At 63.3% G+C, this 23040-nt stretch carries 21 protein-coding genes; 11 read left to right on the top strand and 10 right to left on the bottom strand.

The window, feature by feature from the left end; all coding sequences use genetic code 11:
- Positions 1-253: 253 nt before the first annotated feature.
- Positions 254-916: a TetR/AcrR family transcriptional regulator gene (locus tag GBJ34_RS13440; RefSeq protein WP_151719725.1), complete on the bottom strand. Its 663-nt coding sequence runs from the start codon at positions 914-916 to the stop codon at positions 254-256.
- A 147-nt stretch (positions 917-1063) separates the two neighbouring features.
- On the opposite strand from GBJ34_RS13440, the gene hpbA reads away from it, so the two are divergent.
- From hpbA to GBJ34_RS13415, 5 genes are all read left to right on the top strand, one after another.
- The gene (gene hpbA, locus GBJ34_RS13435) at positions 1064-3100 is read left to right on the top strand and encodes an N-methyl-L-proline N-demethylase HpbA (protein ID WP_151719724.1); all 2037 of its coding nucleotides are present in this window, start codon (positions 1064-1066) and stop codon (positions 3098-3100) included.
- 111 nt (positions 3101-3211) lie between these two features.
- Positions 3212-4204 carry an ABC transporter substrate-binding protein gene (locus GBJ34_RS13430; RefSeq protein WP_151719723.1) on the top strand — a complete coding sequence of 331 codons (993 nt, stop codon included), beginning with the start codon at positions 3212-3214 and terminating at the stop codon, positions 4202-4204.
- 108 nt (positions 4205-4312) lie between these two features.
- Positions 4313-5362: an ABC transporter permease gene (locus GBJ34_RS13425; RefSeq protein WP_151719722.1), complete on the top strand. Its 1050-nt coding sequence runs from the start codon at positions 4313-4315 to the stop codon at positions 5360-5362.
- 8 nt (positions 5363-5370) lie between these two features.
- A complete protein-coding gene (locus GBJ34_RS13420; protein ID WP_151719721.1) occupies positions 5371-6402 on the top strand; it encodes a quaternary amine ABC transporter ATP-binding protein in 1032 nt (343 codons plus the stop codon).
- Positions 6403-6411: 9 nt separating this feature from the next.
- A complete protein-coding gene (locus GBJ34_RS13415) occupies positions 6412-7191 on the top strand; it encodes a pyrroline-5-carboxylate reductase family protein (RefSeq protein ID WP_151719720.1) in 780 nt (259 codons plus the stop codon).
- On the opposite strand, the gene GBJ34_RS13410 is transcribed toward GBJ34_RS13415, so the two are convergent.
- On the bottom strand, positions 7171-8091 hold the full coding sequence (locus GBJ34_RS13410) for a LysR family transcriptional regulator (protein ID WP_151719719.1): 921 nt from the start codon (positions 8089-8091) through the stop codon (positions 7171-7173). The genes GBJ34_RS13415 and GBJ34_RS13410 overlap by 21 nt on opposite strands.
- A gap of 133 nt (positions 8092-8224) precedes the next feature.
- On the opposite strand from GBJ34_RS13410, the gene GBJ34_RS13405 reads away from it, so the two are divergent.
- The 5 genes from GBJ34_RS13405 (at position 8225) to GBJ34_RS13385 (ending at position 12856) form a co-directional block, all read left to right on the top strand.
- Positions 8225-9466: an aromatic ring-hydroxylating oxygenase subunit alpha gene (locus GBJ34_RS13405; protein WP_151719718.1), complete on the top strand. Its 1242-nt coding sequence runs from the start codon at positions 8225-8227 to the stop codon at positions 9464-9466.
- A gap of 386 nt (positions 9467-9852) precedes the next feature.
- Positions 9853-10248 carry a VOC family protein gene (locus tag GBJ34_RS13400; RefSeq protein ID WP_151719717.1) on the top strand — a complete coding sequence of 132 codons (396 nt, stop codon included), beginning with the start codon at positions 9853-9855 and terminating at the stop codon, positions 10246-10248.
- 51 nt (positions 10249-10299) lie between these two features.
- On the top strand, positions 10300-10815 hold the full coding sequence (locus GBJ34_RS13395) for a hypothetical protein (protein WP_226341169.1): 516 nt from the start codon (positions 10300-10302) through the stop codon (positions 10813-10815).
- Entirely contained in the window at positions 10812-12377 is a 1566-nt protein-coding gene (locus GBJ34_RS13390; RefSeq protein ID WP_151719716.1) for a GMC family oxidoreductase, read from the top strand. The genes GBJ34_RS13395 and GBJ34_RS13390 overlap by 4 nt, the downstream gene beginning before the upstream one ends.
- Before the next feature lie 95 nt (positions 12378-12472).
- Entirely contained in the window at positions 12473-12856 is a 384-nt protein-coding gene (locus GBJ34_RS13385; RefSeq protein WP_151719715.1) for a ribbon-helix-helix domain-containing protein, read from the top strand.
- 84 nt (positions 12857-12940) lie between these two features.
- Here the strand turns inward: GBJ34_RS13385 and GBJ34_RS13380 are convergent, their stop codons facing one another.
- The 7 genes from GBJ34_RS13380 to GBJ34_RS20585 form a co-directional block, all read right to left on the bottom strand.
- A complete protein-coding gene (locus GBJ34_RS13380) occupies positions 12941-13996 on the bottom strand; it encodes an ABC transporter ATP-binding protein (protein WP_151719714.1) in 1056 nt (351 codons plus the stop codon).
- Positions 13989-15047, bottom strand: coding sequence for an ABC transporter ATP-binding protein (locus GBJ34_RS13375; protein WP_151719713.1), 1059 nt, complete (start codon positions 15045-15047; stop codon positions 13989-13991). The genes GBJ34_RS13380 and GBJ34_RS13375 overlap by 8 nt, the downstream gene beginning before the upstream one ends.
- Complete coding sequence (locus GBJ34_RS13370; protein ID WP_151719712.1) at positions 15047-15889, bottom strand: carbohydrate ABC transporter permease; 843 nt, start codon at positions 15887-15889, stop codon at positions 15047-15049. The genes GBJ34_RS13375 and GBJ34_RS13370 overlap by 1 nt, the downstream gene beginning before the upstream one ends.
- Positions 15886-16755, bottom strand: a complete 870-nt coding sequence (locus GBJ34_RS13365; RefSeq protein ID WP_151719711.1) for a carbohydrate ABC transporter permease — start codon at positions 16753-16755, stop codon at positions 15886-15888. Before GBJ34_RS13365 ends, GBJ34_RS13370 begins: the two co-directional genes overlap by 4 nt.
- 114 nt (positions 16756-16869) lie before the next feature.
- A complete protein-coding gene (locus GBJ34_RS13360; protein WP_151719710.1) occupies positions 16870-18420 on the bottom strand; it encodes an ABC transporter substrate-binding protein in 1551 nt (516 codons plus the stop codon).
- 86 nt (positions 18421-18506) lie between these two features.
- Positions 18507-19559, bottom strand: coding sequence for an NAD(P)-dependent alcohol dehydrogenase (locus GBJ34_RS13355; RefSeq protein WP_151719709.1), 1053 nt, complete (start codon positions 19557-19559; stop codon positions 18507-18509).
- 6 nt (positions 19560-19565) lie between these two features.
- A complete protein-coding gene (locus tag GBJ34_RS20585) occupies positions 19566-19787 on the bottom strand; it encodes a hypothetical protein (protein ID WP_192931217.1) in 222 nt (73 codons plus the stop codon).
- A gap of 156 nt (positions 19788-19943) precedes the next feature.
- Here GBJ34_RS20585 and GBJ34_RS13350 point away from each other — a divergent pair, with 156 nt between their 5' ends.
- Positions 19944-21779 carry a sigma-54-dependent Fis family transcriptional regulator gene (locus GBJ34_RS13350; RefSeq protein WP_192931216.1) on the top strand — a complete coding sequence of 612 codons (1836 nt, stop codon included), beginning with the start codon at positions 19944-19946 and terminating at the stop codon, positions 21777-21779.
- A gap of 10 nt (positions 21780-21789) precedes the next feature.
- Here the strand turns inward: GBJ34_RS13350 and GBJ34_RS13345 are convergent, their stop codons facing one another.
- Entirely contained in the window at positions 21790-23010 is a 1221-nt protein-coding gene (locus GBJ34_RS13345; protein WP_151719707.1) for an RNA polymerase factor sigma-54, read from the bottom strand.
- Positions 23011-23040 lie beyond the last annotated feature (30 nt).

Raw genomic sequence — 23040 nt, 5'->3', positions numbered from 1 at the left:
GCCTTGCGCTGCGGGCACAGGCACTGTCTGCGGTGCATTGGCCTGTGTAGCGGCGGCACGGATCCATGCTCAGGATCGCCCGACCGCCTGAGCCTTGGCGTAGTGCCCACTTGGCCAACACGCGACGCATGAACATGTCCTGTGTGACGGGGCAATCCGCGCCCGCGGCCCGGATGTTGCGGGGCAAACGGCAGATCCCGGGCGACTGCACTTGGCCGTAAGGCAATCGGGCTGCGGCATGATCCGGGTCAGTTTACCGGGGGCGCCGGACGCCATTCTGGCTGTCGGCGTCCTGCAACTGCATCAGGCGCGCGGTGAAGCGCGCCATCTCGTTCGCGGTCGGTTTGGCCCCGGTATAGGTTTCGACATAGGCCGGGATCCGCTTCAGCCTGGTTTCAAGCGTCTCTTTCGACTGCATACTGATATAGCCGATCTGGACGAGATAGATCGTGCGTGCCCGAACATCTGCCTCCATCGGCTCATAGCCCCATTTGCGCAGCATCTCTTCCAGCGCCTCCAGCCGGATGCGGTCTGCCGTCTCGATCCGTGTCGCCACCTCGGCACTTTGAAGCGCCCAGCTGCGCACCGCAAATTCCAGCTTCTGGTCGAAGTCGGACGAAAGATAGCAGCTGAGAACGTTCAGCATCGCTTCTGCCCTGGTCTCGGCATATTGCTTTGTCGCGGCGATCATCGGCCTTGTGGTCCTGGCCTCCCAACCTTCCAGAAGGGCCGCCAGAAGATCCTCTCGATCGGTAAAAAACCAGTAAAAGCTGGTGCGTGACAGGCCGAGTTGGCGCGCAAGCGGCAGGATCTTGACCGCATCAACCCCGCTTTCGATCAGGGCCTTATAGCCGATCTCAAGCCAGCCCTCACGAGAGCCGCGCCACCCCGTCTCTGGTGCATGTGCCTGATCCATTGCGCAGTGATAACGCCGGCCCGGGCAGGCGGCAAGTGGGTGTTCATCAGGGAACGGCTGCCGTTCAGTCATGAGTTTTTAATTGACACATGTGAACATTTTGCTTTTCCTGACGCCAATAGGCATTCCACCCGACAGGCAGAATCAATGACCAACGACCCTCTTCTGCAGCCGTTTCAGCTGAAGCATCTGACGCTGCGCAACCGGATCATGATTACAAGTCATGAGCCGGCCTATCCGGAAGACGGGATGCCGAAAGACCGCTATCGGGCCTATCACGTTGAACGCGCAAAGGCGGGCGTGGCGCTGACCATGACCGCAGGGTCGGCCAGTGTCTCACGCGACAGCCCGCCGGTGTTCAACAATATCCTCGCCTGGAAGGATGAGGTGGTCGGCTGGATGAAAAGGCTGACGGATGAATGCCACGATCACGGCGCGGCGGTGATGATCCAACTGACCCATCTGGGGCGGCGCACCCGTTGGGACAAGGCAGACTGGTTGCCGGTGGTGTCACCCAGCCATGAGCGCGAGGCGGCGCATCGGTCTTTTCCGAAGAAGATGGAAGACTGGGATATTCAGCGCATCATCAATGATTACATCGACGCGGCCGAGCGGATGAAAGCCGCAGGCCTCGACGGTCTGGAGTTGCAAGCCTATGGTCACCTGATGGACCAGTTCTGGTCGCCGCTGACCAATGACCTCGAAGGGCCCTATGGGGGCAGTCTCGACAACCGGCTTCGCTTTACCTTTGATATCCTGAAGGGCATCCGTGCCCGCGTCGGCGAGGATTTCATTCTGGGTGTGCGCTATACCGGGGATGAGGATCTGCCGGGCGGGTTCGGGGCCGAGGATGGCATCGCCATTTCGCAAAAGCTGAAAGACAGCGGGCTGGTGGATTTCCTCAATGTGGTGCGCGGCCATATCGACACCGATGCCGGGCTGACCGATGTGATCCCGGTGCAGGGGATGCGCAACGCGCCGCATCTGGATTTCGCGGGCCAGATCCGCAAGGCGACCAATTTCCCGACCTTCCACGCCGCCAAGATCCCGGATGTGCCGACCGCGCGTCACGCCATCGCGGCGGGTCTGGTGGATATGGTCGGCATGACGCGGGCGCATATGGCTGACCCGCATCTGGTGCGCAAAATCCGTGAAGGGCGCGAGGATGATATCCGGCCCTGCGTTGGGGCGAATTACTGCCTTGACCGGATCTATCAGGGCGGGCTGGCCTTCTGCCTGCACAATGCAGCAACCGGCCGCGAAGAAACCATGCCGCAGACGATTGCCCCGGCCCCGATGAAGAAGCGCGTCACCATCATCGGTGCAGGCCCGGGCGGGATGGAGGCGGCGCGCGTCGCTGCCGAGCGCGGCCATGCGGTGACCGTTTTCGAGGCCGCAGACCAGGCTGGTGGCCAAATCCGTCTGACCGCCCTGCAGGAACGCCGTCGCGAGATGATCTCGATCATCGCCTGGCGTCAGGCCATGTGCGAAAAACATGGCGTCACCTTCAAGTTCAATACCTTTGCCGAAGCCGGCGATGTGCTGGCCACGAACCCCGATGAGGTGATCGTGGCGACCGGAGGCCTGCCTCATACCGAAGTGCTGACGCATGGCAATGAATTGGTGGTATCCGCCTGGGACATCCTGTCGGGCGATGCAAAGCCCGGACAGAATGTGCTGATCTATGATGATGCGGGCGATCACGCCGCATTGCAGGCCGCCGATCTGATCGCGGCCACCGGCGCAAAGGTTGAAATCGTCACCCCGGATCGTGCCTTCTCGCCTGAGGTGATGGCGATGAACCTGGTGCCCTATATGCGCAGCCTGCAAAAGCGCGACACCACCTTCACCGTGACATGGCGGCTGGTTTCGGTGGCGCGGGATGGCAATCAGTTGCGCGCAACGCTGGGCAGCGATTACGGCGGCGTCACGCGGGATCGGTTGGTCGATCAGGTGGTGGTCAATCACGGCACAAGGCCGCTGGATGACCTTTACTTCGAGCTGAAGCCGCAGTCATCGAATCTTGGTCAGGTTGATTACGAGGCGCTGACCACGGGCGGTCTGCAAGAGATCGCGGCGAACCCCGACGGCCGCTTCCGCCTGTTCCGCATCGGCGATGCCGTGGCGGCGCGCAATACTCATGCCGCAATCTATGATGCGCTGCGGCTGGTGAAGGACCTGTAATGCCGGCTTGATGACGGTGCCGATCTTAAGGGGTGACCCTGTTCAAAACCATCGGTGACAAAGATCGCCGGGGCAAGACCAACCAGAAATCCAACAAGAGGGAGTTGAGACATGAGAAAACTCGCAACGGCTTTGCTCATGGGCGGGGCCTTCGCAGTCCCGGCCATGCTGTCCACGCCAGCCCAGGCTCAGACAGCCCAATGCGGCGACCTTTCCATCGCACAGATGGGCTGGGCCTCGGCCGAAATCATGACCGAGGTGGCAAAATTCCTGCTGGAACAGGGCTATGGCTGCAAGGTCGATCTGGTCAAATCCGACACGATCCCCGCCATCACCTCGGTCGCGGAAAATGGCGAGCCCGATATCGTCACGGATCTGTGGCTCAATTCCGCGGGGGAGGCCTATACGAAGCTGGAACAGGCGGGCACCATGGTCACCCTGACCCATGTGCTGGATCCCGGTGGGGTCGAAGGCTGGTGGCTGCCGACCTATCTGGTCGAAGCGCATCCCGAACTGGCCACGATTGAAGGCGTGATGGCCAATCCGGCGCTGGTCGGCGGGCGGTTCAACAATTGTCCCGAAGGCTGGGGGTGCCGGGTTGTCAGCGACAATCTTGTGCGCGCTTTGAACCTGCCCGCCTCGGGGATCGAGGTCTTCAACCACGGCTCGGGCGAGACCCTTGCCTCGTCGATGGGCGCGGCGGTCAGCGCCAAGGAACCCTGGTTCGGCTATTACTGGGGGCCGACCGTGCCGCTGGGCAAGTATCCGATGACCAAGGTGAAGCTCGGGGAATATGACGCGGCAAAATTCACCAACCTGCAAAGCCCGAATGCGACCGATCCGCAGGTCTCGGAATTCCCCGAGGCCCCCAGCGTCACCGCGGTCACCGCGAAGCTGGCTGGCGAGAAACCGGAAATCGTCGAATTCCTGAAGAAGATGACCTTCAAGACCGATGACATGAACGCGCTTCTGGCCTGGCAGGATGACAACAAGGCCTCGGCCCAGGAAGTCGCGGTCCAGTATCTGACGACCCATGGCGCGGAATGGTCGACCTGGCTGTCCGATGATGCGCGCGAAAAACTTTCGGCGCTGCTGCCGCAATAAGCGGTCTGAGCCGTAAATCACGGAGAAGACAATGCAAGATCGCCTCCGGCATCCTTCAGGTGCCGGAGGCCGTCGCGAAATCAAAAGACAACAGCGGGGAGGCAAGCGATGGCCAGCTATGACGGGCTGTTCAAATTTCTGGGACTGACGGACTGGTGCAGCGGGGGCGATCAGGGCAGCGGTCCGATGTCGATGGCAGCCCTTCTGGCGCAGACAAAGGGGGGCAGCGAAGAGGCGGGCTCTTTCTGGTCGATGCCGCTGCCGTCGCTGGACAATCTTCATGCAGCCTGCGCCGCCTTTCCGCAAACCCGCGACCTGACCCTTGGGTTGGAGCGCGCCTTTCTGTCGGCGCGCGATGTGTTGCGCGTGGTGCTGGACCCGCTGACCCAGCCGCTGTCCTGGATGCTGCGCGAGATGATCTGGCTGATGACGGCGACGCCCTGGTTCATCATGCTGCCGCTGCTGCTGGCGCTGACCTGGCTGGTGTCGCGGTCCTGGTCTGTGGTCGGGCTTGTCGCGGCGGCGCTGGTGACGCTGGCCTTTGTCGATCACTATACCGAGGCCATGCAGACCCTTGCGATCATTTTTGTCTGCGCTTTCATCTGTGTGCTTTTCGGGGTGCCGATCGGGATTGCGATGTCGCGCAGCGACCGGCTGCAGCGGATCATGACGCCGATCCTTGACATGCTGCAAACGCTGCCCGCCTTCGTCTATCTGATCCCACTGATCTTCCTGTTCAGCGTGACCGAACCGAAGCTCTACGGGATCGCCATCATCCTTTATGCGATTGTGCCCGTGATCCGGCTGACCGACCTTGGCATCCGTCTTGTTGACCGCGATGTGATCGAGGCCGCCGACGCTTTCGGCATGACCAAACGCCAGAAACTGTTCGGCGTTCAGATCCCGCTGGCGTTGCCCAATATCATGGCAGGGGTCAACCAGACCATCATGATGAGCCTTGCCATGGTTGTGATTGCCTCGCTTGTCTCGGCACCCGGGCTTGGCGTGCTGGTTCTGCGCGGCATCCGCAATCTGGAACTGGGGGTGGGGCTGGTTGCGGGCTTCGGCATCGTGCTGCTGGCCATCATCCTTGACCGCGTCACCAAGGCGTCGCTGGCCCGCCTTGATGCCAGCAAATCCTCTCGGCGCGGAGCGTGAGCATGACCATGGAAAAACCTGTCAAAATCTCGATCCGCCATCTTTACAAGATCTTTGGCGACAACCCGAAAGCCGCGCTGGCCGATGTGCTTGCGGGCATGTCCAAATCGGAACTGCTGGCGAAGCGGCAACATGTTCTGGGCCTCAGCGATATCAATATCGATATGCGTCAAGGCGAGACGACGGTGATCATGGGCCTGTCCGGCTCGGGGAAATCGACGCTGATCCGCCATTTCAACCGTCTGATCGAGCCGACCTCGGGCGAGGTGCTGGTCGATGGCACGGATGTGCTTTCGCTCGATGAGGGACGGCTTCGCGATCTGCGGCGCAAAACCATGTCGATGGTATTCCAGAAATTCGCGCTGCTGCCGCATCATACGGTGCTCGCGAATGCCGGCATGGCCCAGGCGACACAGGGCGTGCCGCGCGCATCCTGGGAGCCGGAGGCGCAACGCTGGCTGGAGCGTGTGGGCCTGGGTGGCTATGGCACCCGCTATCCGCATCAGCTTTCGGGCGGGATGCAGCAGCGGGTGGGGATTGCGCGGGCGCTGACCTCCAATTCCGGTATCATGCTGATGGATGAGGCTTTCTCGGCGCTTGACCCGCTGATCCGCACCGATATGCAGGATCTTCTGATCGAACTGCAGCGCGAATTGCACAAGACCATCATCTTCATCAGCCATGATCTTGATGAGGCGCTGAAACTGGCCGATCATCTGGTCATTCTGAAAGACGGGATCGTGGTACAGCAAGGCGAGCCGCAACATATCCTGCTTAATCCGTCCGACCCATACATCGAGGCCTTCATCGGCGATATCAACCGTGCGCGGGTGTTGCGCGTGCGTTCGGTGATGACGGATGATCTGACCTCTGACGATATCGCGGGACAGGTGAATGCGGATGACAATCTCGAACATGTGCTGGCCTTGTCGGGCGGCGATGCCACGCGGCGGTATCGGGTGATGCGCGGGGACAAGCCCGTCGGGACGCTTGAAATGGCAGCCCTGATCCGTGCTCTGGTGCCAAAGCGGGCGGCATAGGGCGGCGCGATGCGGATCGGGATCATCGGGGCGACGGGCTGGCTTGGATCTGCCCTGGGGGTGCGGTTACTGCAACAGGGGGTGGTTGCTCCGGAAGGCCTGACGCTTCTGAACCGCAGCGGCGAACCCGGCCCCTATCAGGCATGGCCGGGCGTCGCCTTCGCGCCCGATCTTGCGGCACTGGTCCGGGCCTCTGACGTGGTCGTGATCGCGGTCCGCCCCGAGACCTGGCCGGAACTGCACTTGCATGCACCCGACCGGCTGGTGATCTCGTTCATGGCGGGGATCGGGGCGGCGGCGCTTGGCGCATCTGGCGGGCGGGTGCTGCGCGCAATGCCGAATGCGGCAGCGGATATCGGAGCCTCCTGGACGCCCTGGTGGGCCAGTGATGCCGTAACCCCCAAGGATCGCGATGTGACACGCCGCATCCTGTCGGCGATCGGCACTGAAGAGGAAATCCCGTGTGAGGATCATATCGATCTGATGACCGCCGTTCCCGGATCTGGTGCCGCCTATCCGGCCCTGATGGCGCAGGCTTTGGCCGAGTATCTGATCGCACAGGGCTTGCCGGAGGGCACTGCCTGGCGCGCGGCGGGGGCGGTGGTGTCGGGCGGCGCGCGTCTGCTGGAGGGCGATGCGTCGCGTGCCCGTGATCTTCTTGCGGCTTATCTGGACTATCGCGGCACCACGGCGGCGGGCTTGCAGGCGGCCGAGACCGCGGGCTTCAGCGCAGCAATCCGCGCCGCCATCAAGGCCGCGGCACAAAAGTCAGCGGATATGGGGCGCTAGGGCGTCATCTCCTGCCGCATTCGCGATCAGCCAGTCGGCAAAAAGCCTGGCCTTGCCGCGCAGCCCTGGCGGGACCTTCAGGCAGAAGGGCGTTTTCGACGGAATGCTTTCCGGCACCAACGGGGTCAGGCGTCCCTGTTTCAAGGCACCCTGCATCAGCCCCTCCCAGGCAAGGACTGCGCCGACATCGTCTTCGGCGGCCTGGAGCGCGATCATATGGTTATTCACCAAAAACCCACGCGTGGCCGGTGCCGCAAGACCAAGGGTTGCGAACCAGTCGGGCCAGCCGGTCCAGGGGTTGTCATCGCCGCTCAGATGCACAAGCGGGGCATGGATGAGATCCCGCGCCGACCTGATGCCGTGCTTTTGTGCGAAACCGGGGGTGCCAAGCGCCAGGATGCGGTCGCGAAACAGGATATGCCAACCATCTGTGGCCCCGGGTTCCAGATAGCCGATGCTCAGATCATCGCGCCCGACAGGGGCGCCACCGGGCGGGCTGACATCATTGACGATCTGCGCCACGCTGATCGTCGGATGGCTTTTCCAGAACGCGGTCAGCTTCGGCGTGAGCCAGAGCGCGCTTACCGCCGTTGTCGCCCGGATGGTCACATCCACGCTTTGCGGCACATTGCGTAATTGCGCGACCGAGGCCGAGATGGTCTCGAAACCGCGTTGCAGCGCCACCAGCAGGAAGGCCCCCTTTTCGGTCAGGTCCACGCCACGATGCTGGCGGGTGAACAGCGTGCAGCCAAGATCGGCCTCCAGCGCCTTGATCTGATGGCTGACCGCCGCCGGGGTCACGTTGATCTCGGCGGCAGCGCGTTTGAAGCTGCGATGCCGCGCCGCGGCCTCGAAGGAGATCAGCGCGGTCATCGAGGAAAGGTCATAGGGGCGTGGCATCCGGCGTCACCTTGACATGAGTTGAATTAACTCAGGATGAATTTTTGTGCCGTTGTCAACCGGCGGCCCCGGACGCGAGACTGGCCCAAATCCGAACCCCAGCCACCGACCATTGCATCGTCAGGGAAGCCAAATGTCCGTCACCTCGCCCCAACTGCCGGAACTTCTTGCGCGGCGCCGCGCAGGCCATGCGCTGGAACAACCATTCTATGTTTCGCCAGATGTCTATGAGGCTGATCTGCAAACCATTTTCTATCGTGAATGGCTATATGCAATCCCGGCCTGCCAGCTTGAGAAAACCGGCAGCTATGTCACGCTGAAGGTCGGGGCCTATCAAATCGTCATCGTGAAGGGGGCCGATGGAGAGGTGCGGGCCTTTCACAATGCCTGCCGCCATCGTGGCTCGATCGTGTGCAAGGCGCGCGAAGGCCGGGTGGCAAAGCTGGTTTGTCCCTATCACCAATGGACCTATGACCTGGACGGCCGCCTGATCTGGGCCAACAATATGGGGCCGGAGTTTGACCCCGGCCAGCACGGGCTGCGCCCGGTTGCGCTGAAGATGCTGGCGGGTCTGGTCTATATCTGTCTGGCCGACGATCCGCCCGATTTCGACGCATTTGCCAAGGCCGCGGAACCCTATCTGGCGGTGCATGACCTGAGCGACGCGAAGGTCGCGCATAGTTCCTCGATCATCGAGAAGGGCAACTGGAAGCTGGTCTGGGAAAACAACCGGGAATGCTACCATTGCAGCGGCAATCACCCGGCCTTGTGCCGGTCCTTTCCGCTGGACCCCGAAGTGGCCGGTGTCTCGGCTGATGGCACGTTCTCGCCGCGCCTTCAGGCGCATTTCGATGCCTGCGCCGCTGCCGGTGCGCCCGCGCAGTTCCTGCTGGGCGGCGATGGCCAGTTCCGCTTGGCCCGGATGCCTTTGCAGGAAAAGGCGGTCAGCTACACGATGGATGGCAAGGTGGCTGTTGCGCGCCCGCTGGGCCGGGTGGCAAAGCCGGATGCCGGATCGCTGCTGATGTTCCATTATCCCAGCACCTGGAACCATTTCCTGCCCGATCATGCGCTGACCTTCCGCGTCACTCCGATCAGCCCGACCGAGACCGAGGTCACGACCACCTGGCTGGTGCATAAGGATGCAGTCGAGGGGGTGGATTACGATCTCAAGCGTCTGACCGAGGTCTGGATCGAAACGAATGACGAGGATCGCGAGATCGTGGAAACCAACCAGCAGGGCATCTTTTCGCCCGCCTATATTCCCGGCCCCTATTCGCCGGATTGGGAAAGCGGTGTGGTTCAGTTTGTGGATTGGTATGCCGACTGGATGGCGCGCGGGCATCGGCCAGAGCCGCGGCTGGCGGCGGAGTGACGCAGGCGTTTCTAAGGCCCCGGCACGCGCTGCGCTGATCTGCCATCGATCCCGATCGTTCGGCTGGGCAGGCCGCCGGGCGCGGGCAGACTGATCCCGCCGCGGCACAGATCGCCTGTGCCGCGGCGGCTTCATTTCGGATGACGCGCCGTTTGGTTGTGGGATGAACAAGCCGGGATGCCGCCGCGCGATGAGGCGCGATCAGCCCGCCCTTTGGGCCGGTCTGAACCGGCATCAGAAGGGCCTGAAAATGTCGGCGCTGTCTGCGGCGACAAGAAATTTCCAAATATCTGTCAGGTAGTAGTCAAGTAATACCAGCTGCGCGCCGCTGCGGCCTATCGTTTGAAAACCGGCCAGCCAATAGCCGGAACGATAAGGGGGGGCCGATGGCAAAACTTGTTCACTCCATGATCCGGGTTCTGGATGAGGCCAGATCGGTGGCGTTCTATGACCGTGCCTTCGGGCTCAAGGTCGCGGAACGTCTGGATTTCGATGATTTCACGCTGGTCTATCTGTCGAATGCCGAAAGCGGCTTCGAGCTGGAATTGACCATCAACAAGGGGCGGCTTGACCCCTATGAACCCGGCACCGGCTACGGCCATATCGCCGTCATCGTGGATGATGTCGATGCCGAACACGCGCGTTTCGAGCGCGACGCCCTCGCACCCCGCAAACTGGTGGATTTCAAGCACCAGGGCCAGGTCCTTGCCCGCTTCTTCTTCGTTCAGGACCCCGACGGTTATCAGGTCGAGGTGATCCAGAAGGGCGGGCGTTTCGGCTGACCATGAACGCACCGGCCGCGTGAAGGCCGGACTTTGGGAGGAGGATACTACATGAAGACGACACGACGCCATGTGCTGCTGGGCAGCGCATCGGCCCTGCTTGCCGCATCGTCATTGGGCGGTGCCGCACTGGGTTTCACGCTGGATCCTGCGAAGGATGAGGCCAGCAAGGCGCTGCTGGCGCGGGTGGTGCGGGTGGCTTTCCCGCACAAGAATTTCCCCGATGCCGCCTATCTGCGCACCGCCGGCGTGATCTTGACGGCAGCCGAGGGCACGCCCGGCCAGAAGCTGGCATTTGCCGCGACCCTGCACGATCTGGATCAGGCGGGTTTCGCCGATATGGATGAGGCGGCGGCGCTCGATCACCTGAAATCGATCGAGGATACGCCGTTCTTTGTCCTGACGCGCTCCACCACCGTCGTCACGCTTTACGACGATCCAGAGGTCTGGGCGGTGCTGGGCTATGAGGGGCCGAGCTTCGACAAGGGCGGCTATATCAACCGGGGTTTCAATGATCTGGACTGGCTGCCCGAGCCGCGGATCGAAGAATACGAGGCGGCACAATGAACCAGATCGCAAAAGACGAAGCCGCTGTTGTCATCATCGGCTCTGGCGCGGGCGGCGGCACGCTGGCCTATGAACTGACGGCGGCAGGCATCCCTTGCGTTCTTCTGGAGGCAGGCGCCTTCATCAAGAACGAGGATTATCACAACAATGAATGGGAGGCCTTCCGCCAGATGGCCTGGCTGGATGCGCGCACCACCAGCGGATCCTGGCGCGTGGCGAAAGACTTCCCCGGTCTTCCGGCCTGGATCGTGAAGGCGGTGGGCGGCTCCACCACCCATTGGTCGGGGGCCACGCCGCGCTTCAAGGATTACGAGTTCAAGGCGAAATCGACCTATGGCGATGTGGCCGGGGCCACGCTGCTGGATTGGCCGATCACGCTGGATGACCTCGCGCCCTATTATGACCGGGCCGAGATCGCCATGGGGTCCACCCATCGCCATGGCCGTCCGGCGCTGCCTGCGAACAACAATTACAAGGTCTTCGCCAATGGCGCGGAACGGGTCGGCTACAAGCAATATGCGACCGGCCCCTATGCGACCAATGCCGAACCCTATGACGGGCGCCCGGCCTCGATCCAGGACGGGTTCAACTTCCAGGGCGACAAGAACAAGTCGAAATGGTCGACATTGGTGCGCGAGATCCCGCGCGCGCTGGAGACCGGCCTTTTGGATCTGCGCCCCGACAGTCATGTGGTGCGCATCACCCATGGTGCTGATGGCAAGGCCGATGCGGTGCTTTACGTCGACAAGGACGGCAATCTGCACCGTCAGGCCGCCAAGGTTGTCTGCGTCGCGGGCAACTCCATCGAGACGCCCCGCCTGCTGTTGCTGTCGGAAAGCAACCGCTTCCCGACCGGGCTTGCCAATGGTGCCGATCACGTCGGGCGCCACTACATGCGCCATATGACCGGATCGGTCTATGCCCAGTTCGACAAGCCGGTGCACATGTTCCGCGGCGAGACCATGGCGGGCATCATCGCCGATGAGGCGGCCAACAACCCCGAACGCGGCTTTGTGGGCGGCTACTATATGGAGACGCTGTCGCTCGGGCCGTCCTTCCTTGCTGCTTTCATCGAGCCGGGTGCCTGGGGGCCGGAGTTTGCAGCGATGATGGATGCCTATGCCAATACGGCGGGCATGTGGATCGTGGGCGAGGACATGCCGCAGGCCACCAACCGCGTCACGCTTTCGGACAGCGTGAAGGATCAATGGGGGCTTGCCGCGCCGAATGTGCATTTCGACGATCATGCCAACGATGTCGCGATGCGTAACTATGCCTATGAAAAGGCGCAAAAGCTCTATGAGGCCGTCGGTGCGGTCAGTTCGCATCGCACACCGCCCTATCCATCGACCCACAACCTTGGCACCTGCCGGATGAGCGAGAAGCCCGAGGATGGTGTCGTCGACAAATGGGGGCGCGCGCATGAGGTGTCGAACCTCTTTGTGTCGGACGGGTCGGTGATGACCACCGGGGCCGCGGCCAACCCGACGCTGACCATCGTCGCGCTGGCCATCCGCCAGGCGGAATACCTGGCGGGTGAGCTGAAAGCCGGCAACCTGTGACCCTGGGGCCTGCGGCGGGTGCGTCGCAGGCCCTTTTCAACCTGTGGCCTTGCGCTATCCTTGCAAGATAGCCCTTCGGGAGGAGGAACCATCCGATGTGCAGATTGTTCGTGGGTGCCGATCCGCAGCTTTGGGAAAGTCAGACCCGCTCCATCCGAATGGACGGGATGGTCACCAGCGTGCGGCTGGAAAACATGTTCTGGATGGTCCTGGAAGAGATCGCGACGCGCGATGATCTGAACGTGCCGCAGCTTCTGCATCAGCTTTACAATGAATCGATCGATGAAGGCCACGATCTGGGCAATTTCACCTCCTTCCTGCGGGTGTGCTGTCTGCGCTTCACCGACTTAAAGCTGAAGGGGCTGCTGCTGTTGCAGGGCACCAATAATGGCAAGACCACCGATGAAATCCTGGCGCTTGAAGCGCGTGCCTTGCGCGAGCGGCAAAGATTTACCGCGACTTCGGGCAAGCAACACTGAGATCAGACACGTCCCATGCAAAAAGGCCACCTCCTGTGTCTGGGTGGCCTTCTGCATTGGGGGCAGACGGGCAATGGATGCGGATCAGGCGATCAGACGGTCGTCGCGATAAAGCCGCAGCGCGCCATCCTCCAGCACGAAGCCCGCCTGATCGCCGGGCTTCAAGCCGATGCCCGCGGGCGCGCGCAGCCGCACTTCACCAGAAGGATGGTCAAGCGCCAGAATCTCGTCCAGCCCCTCGAACCAGATGCGGGTCACGATGCCCGACATGGTGGCCCCTTCGCGCACAAGGCGGGCGTGTTCGGGCCGAAAGCCCAGGCAGAAACGCCCCTCTGTGGCATCCGGCCGGGGCATGGCAAGGCCGGTGCCCGCAACCGCGACCTGCGGTCCCATCGGATCGGCGGGCAGAAAATTCATCGCGGGCGCGCCGATGAAACTGCCAACATGGCGCGTGGCGGGGCGTTCGAACAGCGCGCGCGGGCTGCCGCTTTGCACCACCTCGCCCATATTCATCACCACCACCTCTTCGGCAAAGGTCATGGCCTCGGTCTGGTCATGGGTGACCAGCACCATGGTCACGCCAAATTCGGCGTTGATCTCTTTCAGGATGCGGCGCAGATCGAACTTCTGCTGCGGATCAATCACCGTCAGCGGTTCGTCCAGCAGGATCGCCGCCACATCATCGCGCACCAATCCCCGCCCCAGCGACACCAGTTGTTTCTGATCCGCGGTCAGGCTGTGGGCGGGTCGGTGCAGCATCGGCCCCAGGCCCAACCGTTCAGCGATCTGTTCCACCCGTTTGCGGCGGGTCTGTGCGGGCAGGCGCTGACAGACCAGCGGAAAGCCAAGGTTCTGCCCGACCGTCATCGACCGATAGATCACCGGCACCTGAAACACCTGTGCGATCTTGCGTCGCCCGGTCTCGAGGGCGGTGACATCGCGGCCATCGAACAGCACCCGCCCCTCGGATGGCTGGATCAGCCCCGAGATGATGTTGAGCATGGTCGACTTGCCGCAGCCCGAAGGGCCAAGCAGCGCATATGTGCCGCCCGAACGCCAGGTCATGTCAAGCGGCCGCAAGGCATAGGCCCCGCCGCGGCGATAGGCATGGGCCAACTGTTCCAGACGGATCTCAACCATGCGCGGCCCCTTTCGCGATCAGCGCGCCATCCGCGCCGTAAATCAACGCTCGACGAAGATCGAGCGCCAGCCTGATCTCCGCGCCAAGCGGATGGCTCTGGACCCGCCGTTCCAGCATCACCAGCGGCTGGGCCCCTGCCTGCAGATGGGTCACGGTTTCGGAACCTGAGACTTCGGTCAGGGCCACACGGGCCGACACGGTTCCGTTCTGCCGGATGTCCTCGGCGCGCAGGGCCAGCGAATAGCCGCCGGGGGGCAGATCTTCAGGCAGGGCATCGCGCGGGAACGGGCCGAGATGGTCGATATCCAGCGATGTGGCGTCGAGCCGGGCCGAGAGAATATTGATCGGCGGATCATTGACCACCCGCGCCGCCGCCAATGCGGCGGGGGCGGCAAAGACCGCGCGCGGTGCCCCCGATTGCAGGGCGCGCCCTTCACTCATGAGGACAGTCTGGTCGCCCATGCGCAGCGCCTCGCGCGGGTCAGTGGAGGCATAGATCACCGTCGTCTCGCCGCCCGATTGCAGCAGCGCCATCAGCTCCTCGCGCATTCCTTCACGCAGGTTGTAATCCAGATTGACGAAGGGCTCGTCCAAGAGAAGGATCGGCGCGCCCTTGACCAATGCCCGCGCCAGCGCCACGCGCTGTTGCTGGCCGCCCGACAGTTCTGACGGGCGACGGCTTGCCATCTGCGCGAGGCCGACCCGCCCCAGCATGGTCTCTGCCGCAGCCAATGCCGCCGCGCGCGCCTCGCCCCGCCGGATCAGCGGAAAGGCCAGGTTGTCCAGCACGTTCAGATGCGGGTAATTGATGAATTGCTGTGTCACCATGGCGACCGGCCGATGCCAGGGTGGCAATTGCGCCCAGTCCTGGCCGTTGAAGCTGATCTGCCCGAAAGGGTGTGCCAGCCCGGCAATGGCGCGGAGCAGCGTGGTCTTGCCAGCCCCCGTGCGGCCCAGAAGCGTCGTCAGGCCGGGCCGGAAGTCCAGACTGATATCTGCCAGATGCGGCACGCCATCTTCGGCCAGATCAAGATTGGAAAGCCTGAGCATCAGCGCACCGCCCCTTTCAGGCCACCGCTTGCAAGGAAGCGTTCGACCACAAAGGCCAGCACCGCCAGCGGCGCGACTGAGACGATGGCGGCAGCCGACAGCGACCACCACGGCGTCACTGATGAATTCAGCGCCACGATGGAGACCGGCAGAAGTTGCGTCTTGGTGAAGGTCAGCGTGAAGGCGAAGAAAAAGTCGTTCCAGCCGAAGATCAGGCAGAACATGCCCGCCACCACCAGTCCCGGCAGGACATTGGGCAGGATCACCCGGATAAAGGTGGTGACCGGCGTGCAGCCATCCATCCACGCCATTTCATCCAACGCGCGGGGAATGGTGTTGAAGAAATCCACCATGACCCAGACCGCGATCGGCATCAGCGCGGCGACATAGACAAGGATCAGCCCCGGCAGGCTGTCCAGAAGCCCCAGCCAGCGCAGCATCAGAAAGAACGGGATCGCCAGCACGATGGGCGGCATGATGCGCTGGCTGATGAAGAAGAAGGTGATGTCGCCATTGCGGATCGGGCCGGCGCGGAAGCTGAAACGCGACAAGCCGTAAGCGGCCAGCGTGCCAAGGACCAGAGCGATCGCCGAGGCCGTGCCGGTCACCACCACCGAATTCAGATAGGGTTTCACGATATTGACCCCGCCCGCGCCGCCGAACAGCGCCCGCCACCCGGCAAGCGATGGCTCGAATTGCAGCCATGGCAGCCATGTCGCGCCGCCGGTCACGGCGTTCTGGGTCTTGAAGCTGGTGCTCAGCATCCACAGAAACGGAAAGATCACAAAGGCAGACCACAGGGTGACGGCCAGGTATTTCAGCGCCAGATACAGCGTTCTCATGCCCCGGCCCCCCGCACCATCAATCGCATCAGGGCCTTGGCGATCAGGGTCAGCGCCACTGCCATGATGATGAGATAGGTCAGAGACAGCGCCGCCGAATAGCCGATCTGGAAATCCCGCATCCCGCGAATATAGATGTAATAGCTCACCGTCTCGGTCGAGGTGCCGGGGCCCCCCGAGGTCAGGACATAGACGGTTTCCATGATCTTGGATGCCTCGATGGCGCGGATCAGGATCGCGCCGACCGAAATCGCGCCCATCATCGGGAATGTCACCGACAGGAAGGTGCGGATCGGCCCGGCCCCGTCGATCTTGGCGGCCAAGAACGGCTCGGACGGCAGCGACAGCAGGCCCGCCAGCAGCAGCAGGAACATGAAGGGCGTCCATTGCCAGACCTCCACGATGATCACGGCGACAAAGGCGAAGCCGGGATGCGACAGCCAGGGCTGCGCGCCGATGCCCAACCCCTCGAGGATGGGGTTCAGCGGCCCAAGGCTTTCATGAAAGATCGTGCGCCAGATCACCGACATCACCACCGGCGTCGTCATCATCGGCACCAGAAACAGCACGCGGAAAAACCGCCGCGCGGCGATGTCGCGCCAGACCAGCAGCGCCAGGGCAAAACCCAGCAGATATTGGATCAGCACGGTCGCAACACTCAGAAGCGACAGCCGCCACAACGCCTGCCAATAGCGGGCATCCTCCCACATCCGGGCATACATCGCGCCGCCTGCATCGTTCAGGCCGGGATTATAGACATCCCAGGACGAAAAGCTGACGCGGATGGTGAAGATCAGCGGGAACAGGATGACCGCGATCAGGACCAATAGCCCCGGTAGCAGGAAGATATATTTCTGGCGATACATGGCGCCCCCTTTGTGGTTCCGGAGGAAGGGCCTTTGCCCCGGTGTCAGGGCCGGGACAAAGGCGCAGCAAGGCGGGGCGGGAAAAGGCCGGTAAGGTCCAGCCCGCCGCCGCAATCAGCGGTCTTCCAGCGCCACCACATTGGCATAGGCCTCGCGCACGCGGTCAGGGCCGATACGCTCCACAATGGCGGTCCATTCTGCGGCCACGCCATCCAGCGCCTGTTGCGGGCTTTGTTCGCCTGATTGCGCCCGGGCGACACCTGCGGCCAGAGATGACATGAACTCGCCCACACCCGGCACGCGCAGGTCGAAGACCTGATTGGGCGCAGTGTCGATGCCTTTCAGCGTCGCGGTATAGGTTTCGGCCACCGCCTTGTCCCAGCCAAGCGCGCTTTCATAGAAGGCCGGGTCAAAATGGCTGTCACGATAAGGGTTGATGCCGAAACGGCCGATCTGCAGATCGGATTCGGTATTGCCCTCATTGGCGAAGAAACACAGGAAATCGAAGGCCATGTCCTGGTTCTGGCTGTCTTTTGCCACCGCCGAAGTCCAGCCCCAGGTGACATAGGCCACACGGTTCGGTTCGTCGAACTTGTCCCATTGGCCGGTGTCGCGGTTCCAGACCTCTGCCGCGCCGGGCAGCATCGCAGCCGCCACCTTGTTGCGGATCGGGCTGTCTTCCTGCATCGCCTGGATGAAGGCATCATCCCAGCTATAGGACATCAGCGTCTGCCCGCCCCCGAAGGAGAAGATCTCGTCGCCCAGCCCGAAAGAGGTGCCGCCGGGCGGCATCGAGGCTTGCGCCGCCACGAACAGCTCCAGCCCACGCACCCAGCCGGGGGTGTTGACCTGCGGGGTCATCGTCTCCAGATCAAAGAAGAAGCCGCCCTTCACATCGGGATGTTTCGCATAGGGCGCAACCCGGCTGATGAAGGCCGAAAACATCAGATCGTCGCGTTTGGTCACCTCGGCGGTGCCGAAATTCGGCGCGCCGTCATTGTCCCAATCGGTATTGGTGAAGACGGCCGCGACTTCGTTGTATTCTTCCCATGTGGCGGGCACGGTCAGATCGCGGCCGGTCTTTTCCTTGAACAGTGCCTGCGCCTCGGGGTTGGCAAAGACATCGGCGCGATATTTCAGGTAATGGCGGTCCCCATCCATGGTATATTGCAGCATCTTGCCACCCCAGCTGGCGACGCCGCGATAGGTTTCAGTCACTGCCTGCATCCCGGAGACCTGTTGATAGGCCTCGGGCACCTCGGCGAGATAGGGGTTGAAATCACCCAGCCAGAGCGAGCCGTAGAACAGCACATCATAGGCCGATTGCTGGGTCTGGAACGGGATCATGATGCGCTGGAACAGATCACCGAAGGGCACATGCACGACATTGACCGTGGCGCCGGTCAATTCCTGAAACTGCTGGGCATGGAGTGCCGTAGGCTCGCCGATCACCGGGATCGCATGAGTGATCACATTGAGGGTGCGACCGGAATAATCCTTGGCATCGATGGCTTCAAAGCTGCAGATACCGGGCGTATCGGCCTGGATACCGTATCTGGAATAGTCCTGCGCCATGGTGCCGCTTGCACCAAGGATCAAGGCCGTTCCTGCCAGCGTGGTGCTGGCCAGCGCGCCCCGCCGAAGCCGGGTTCTGGTGGTGGTCATGACATCCTCCCGAAATCATTTATGGTTGCGGTCAAAGGTCGCCCGCCCAGGCTCCGCACCGGGCCAGAGCGGGCGACCTGGCGGGATCAGGGCACCAGAACGGCGCGGCCCCGGATCTTGCCGTGATGCAGGTCCTGCAGCGCCTGATTGGCTTCCGACAGGCGGTAATGCTTGGTGGCCAGTTCCACCAAACCGCGATCGGCCAGCGCCATCAGTTCGGTCAGTTCGGCCCATGTGCCGACCAGATTGCCGATGATGTTCTTTTCGGTAATCACCATGTCGACGGTGGGCACGCGAATATCCTCGCCGTAGCCCACGACGTAATAGCTGCCCATGGCGCGGGTCATGTCGATGCCCTTTTTCGTGGTGCCCTTTTCGCCCACGAAATCGATTACCGCCTCGGCCCCCTTGCCGCCGGTCAGCGCCAAGACGGCCTCGACCTCGCCGCCATCGGCTTTGATCAGGTGATCGGCACCATGTTCGCCCGCCAGCGACAGCGAGGCGTCAGAGGTATCGACCACGATGATCCGTGCCGCGCACATCGCGCGCAGGACCTGAATGCCGATATGGCCAAGCCCGCCCGCGCCGATGACCACCGCCGCATGATCGGGCAGCAATTGCTGCGCGGCCTTTTTGGCCGCGCGATAGGCGGTCAGCCCGGCATCGGCATAGGGCGCCACATCGCGCGGTGCCAGGGTCTTGGGCAAAGCGATCAGATTGCGGGCCGAAGTGTGCAGCAGTTCAGCATATCCACCGTTGCTGTCCAGCCCGGGAAACTTGCCCTCGCCATGCATGTCATGGCCACGGCGGCAGGCAATACAGGTGCCACCAGTGACCTTGGGATGCACGATGACCGGATCGCCCTTGCGGAAGCCCTCGACCTCGGGGCCGATCTCCTCGATCCAGCCCGCATTCTCATGGCCCATGATCAGCGGCAGCAACCCGGTGCCGGTCGGATCGGTATGGGGGCGCCAGACCCCCTCGATGATATGCAGATCGGTGCGGCAGACGCCTGCGCCGCCGATGCGGATGATGACGTCATTCGATTTGATGATCTTGGGATCGGCCACTTCGGTCTCGCGCACCCATTCAGGCGCGGTCAAAGCGGGATCATAGGCATGAAGAACCTGGGCTTTCATGGTTGGCTAACCTCCTCGGATACCGCTCTCCTCGGCGGTGAGGGGCAGTTTTCGGCTCAGGTGCGGCCCGGTGCAACGAAAGCCCATGCCGCAGATGCAGCCGTTCGCGATCTGGACGAAGTGCGGTTTCGTGGCGTTCAGGCGCTGGACATTCCGGCCGGATCGGCTGCGCGGCGTGATCTCATCGGCGCGGATGTCCAGATCCTGAACACCCGCGCCGCGAATCATGCGCGGCGATTGACAGGGGGCGCCCAGCCGATACGCTTTGTCAGGTTCGGGGGCGCGACCGCCACGGGAAGGGCCTTTGTGTTACGCGTCGGCGTAAGCGGGCGCAGGTTCCGAACGGGCACGGGAATGGAGAAGGTCCGGGGAGGGGCCGAGCCCATGGAGATGCAGACTTCGGCGCTGACACGCGCCCGCCATCAGCTTGAATCGCAAGGCAGGTTTCCGGGTGGGGCCTTGCCGGGCGATATCACCGAAAGCTGGCTGCGCAGCCTGTCGCATGGGCTGGATCCGCTGGATCGTGCGCGCAGAATGATCCTGTCGGAAAACGAGTTTACCGTCTCTCGCCAGTTGCACGCCGATCTGATCCGCTTTGCCCGGCCCGAGCTGGAATTGCTGTTCGACCAGATCGCCGGATCCAACTTCATGATCGCGCTCGGCTCGCCCGAAGGGGTGGTGCTCGACACGCTGCAGGATGCGCAATTCGCCGAGACCGATGCCGGGGCGCAAGTCGTGCCCGGCTCGGTCTGGAGCGAGGATCTGCGCGGCACCAATGCGATGGGGGTCTGCATCGCAACCGGACGCCCGGCGCAGGTCTATGGCGGCGAACATTTCCTGCGGGCGCATGGGGATGTCTCCTGCATCTCGGCCCCGATCTTTGATGGAGCAGGGCGGCTGGCCGGGGTGCTGGATGCATCCTCCATGTCGGCGGTGCGGCAGCAGCATACGGCGGCATTGGTGCAGATGTCGGCCTCCAGCATCGAGAACAGCCTGATCCGCGCCCGCCATGACCGCAGCATCGTGCTGCAATTCCATCCGCGCCCCGAATATCTCGGCACCTTGTCGATGGGGATGCTGGTTCTGGCCGAGGATCTGACGCTGACGGCGGTGAACCGCAAGGGCGAGATGTTCCTGACCGGCTTTCCGCGGTTGCTGGGCGAAAACTTCGACCGGATCTTTGAACAACCCTTTTCCGCCATCCAGCGCCGTCTGGCCGAGGGCGAGACGCTGCGCATTCGCGACCGGATCGGATCGGCGGTGTCGCTGCGCTGCGTGGCGAACCGCGCCAGTTTCGCGCTGGCGCGGCGCTTGAAGCCGACATTGGCGGAGCCGGCTGCCCCTGCGCGCAATCTGTTTCGCGACGTGGTGGTCGAGGATCCGGCACTTTGGCAACAATTGCAGGCGCTGCCGGATGCGGCACGGCGGGGCGCGGCAATCGCCATCAGTGGCGAGACCGGCACGGGCAAGGCGCTGATCGCGCGGCTGGCACATGGTGCATCGGGCCGGTCCGGCCCGATGGTCACGCTGGATGGGCGGCTTCTGGCGGAGGCGGATCTGGTGCAACTTCTGGGTGATGGCCAGCGGCCGGGCCTGTTGCAGCAGGCCCATGGCGGCACCTTGGTGCTGGATGAGGTGACGGCGTTGCCCCATTCGGCACAGGCTGCCCTGGCCGGGGTGCTGGATGCGGGCGAATACCGTCAGCCGCAAAGCGGTGCCTTGGTCTGCTGTGATGTGCGGGTCATCAGCGTGACCAGTGACCCTGATGGCTTGGCGGGGTTATTGCCCGCGCTGCGTTACCGGCTGGAAGGTTTCCGGTTGGACCTGCCGCCGCTCAGGCAGCGCGGCGATCTGGCGGCGCTGGCGCTGCGCTTTGCCCGTGCGGTGCGGCCGGGCGCGCGGATATCGGATGCGGCAATGGCCCGGCTGGGCGCGCATGACTGGCCCGGCAACCTGCATGAACTGCGCGCGAGTGTAACCCAGGCGGTGCTGACCTGCGCCGATGGCCTGTTGGAGCCGCATGATCTGAACGGGCTCTTGCCTGTGCAGGTGCAGCCCGTGCCTGCGCCCTGTTGCCGGCAATGCGCGGGCATCCCCTGGAAGGAAAGCCAGTGCCAGACCATCCGGGCCAGCGTTCAACACCATGATGGCAATATTACGCTGGCGGCGCGCGCCCTGGGCATGTCGCGGACCACGATCTACAAGCATCTCGGTGACTGAGGCGACGCGATCAGCGCCGTCGCTGGCCCTGAGGTGCAATGCCCAGCATGGCGCGGTATTTGGCGACGGTGCGGCGCGACAACGGCTTGCCCTCGGCGGTCAGGCGGGCGGCAAGGGCCGCGTCATCCAGCGGTGCCTGTGGGGGTTCAGCCGCCACCAACTGGCCCAGTCGATGCCGGATGGCAGCCCCTGCCGCCTCGGCCCCGGTTGGGCCGCCACCGAAGAGGCTGCACAGACTGCGCAGGCCCTGCGGCGTCTCGATCAGCAGGTCGCGCGCGACCCGGCCCACGGTGCTGTCATGCAGGCCGAGCCCCGCCGCGATCTGCGTGCGGCTGAGCGCCAGCAGCGCCCCCGGCCCATGGTCCAGAAAGCCGCGCTGGCGATCCAGCACGGCGCGGGCGACCGCCAGCACGGTGCGATTGCGCCGCTCCACGATGCTGGCCAACCATTCTGCCTCGGATCGCAGGGCACGCAGGCCCGCATCGATCGGCCCCTTGGGCGCAAGATCAAGCACAGGCAAGGTGCTGCGATTCAACCCGATCTGCCAGCCGTCCGCGCCGCGCGACACGATGACATCGGGTGCCCGCAGCGGTGCGGGGGCGCCGCCGAAGGCCAGCCCGGGCCGCGGATCCATCCGGCGGATGCGGGCAAGGCACAGCGAGACCTCCTCTGCCGTGGCGCCGGTGGCTGCGATCAGCGTAGCCATGCCGCCATTGGTCAGCAGATCCAGATGCCGCAGCACCGCCGCCATGACCGGCGTCAGCTGGTCACGATCTGCCGCTTGCAGGCGCAGGCAATCGGCCAGATCGCGGGCGAAAAGCCCGACCGGCTCCACCCCTTGTTGCAGCGCAGCCAGCAAGGCCTCGGCATCGGCAAGGGGACGTTGGACGGACGCGGCAATCGTGGCCAGCGGGCGGTCAAGCCAGCCGTTCTGATCCAGCGCCTCCAGAAGCGCATGGGTCAGATGCGGATCGGCGCGCGCCGCAGCGATCAGCCGCAACTGGCCGGTCAGATGGGCATAGAGCCCGCCGGTATCCTCAGCCGCCAGATCGGATTCGGCAAAGGCCGCCCCGGCTGGAAGTCGCAGGCGCAGGAAGGGGTTGCCGGCTGCGCGCCGCGCGAGATCGGCGGCCAGCCCCTCATTGGTCAGCCGCAACAGGCCCATGGCCTGGATCTGGCGAAAGCCCAGCGACTGGCGCTGACCCTGTGCAAGCCGTGCGGTCATCGGCATGGCATAGCCCCTTTGCAAAAGGATCCAAGG

Source organism: Gemmobacter serpentinus, from assembly GCF_008973825.1.
GTDB lineage: Bacteria > Pseudomonadota > Alphaproteobacteria > Rhodobacterales > Rhodobacteraceae > Gemmobacter > Gemmobacter serpentinus.
The sequence above is the reverse complement of the archived record's forward strand: the minus strand, read 5'-3'. Positions and strand labels throughout refer to the sequence as shown.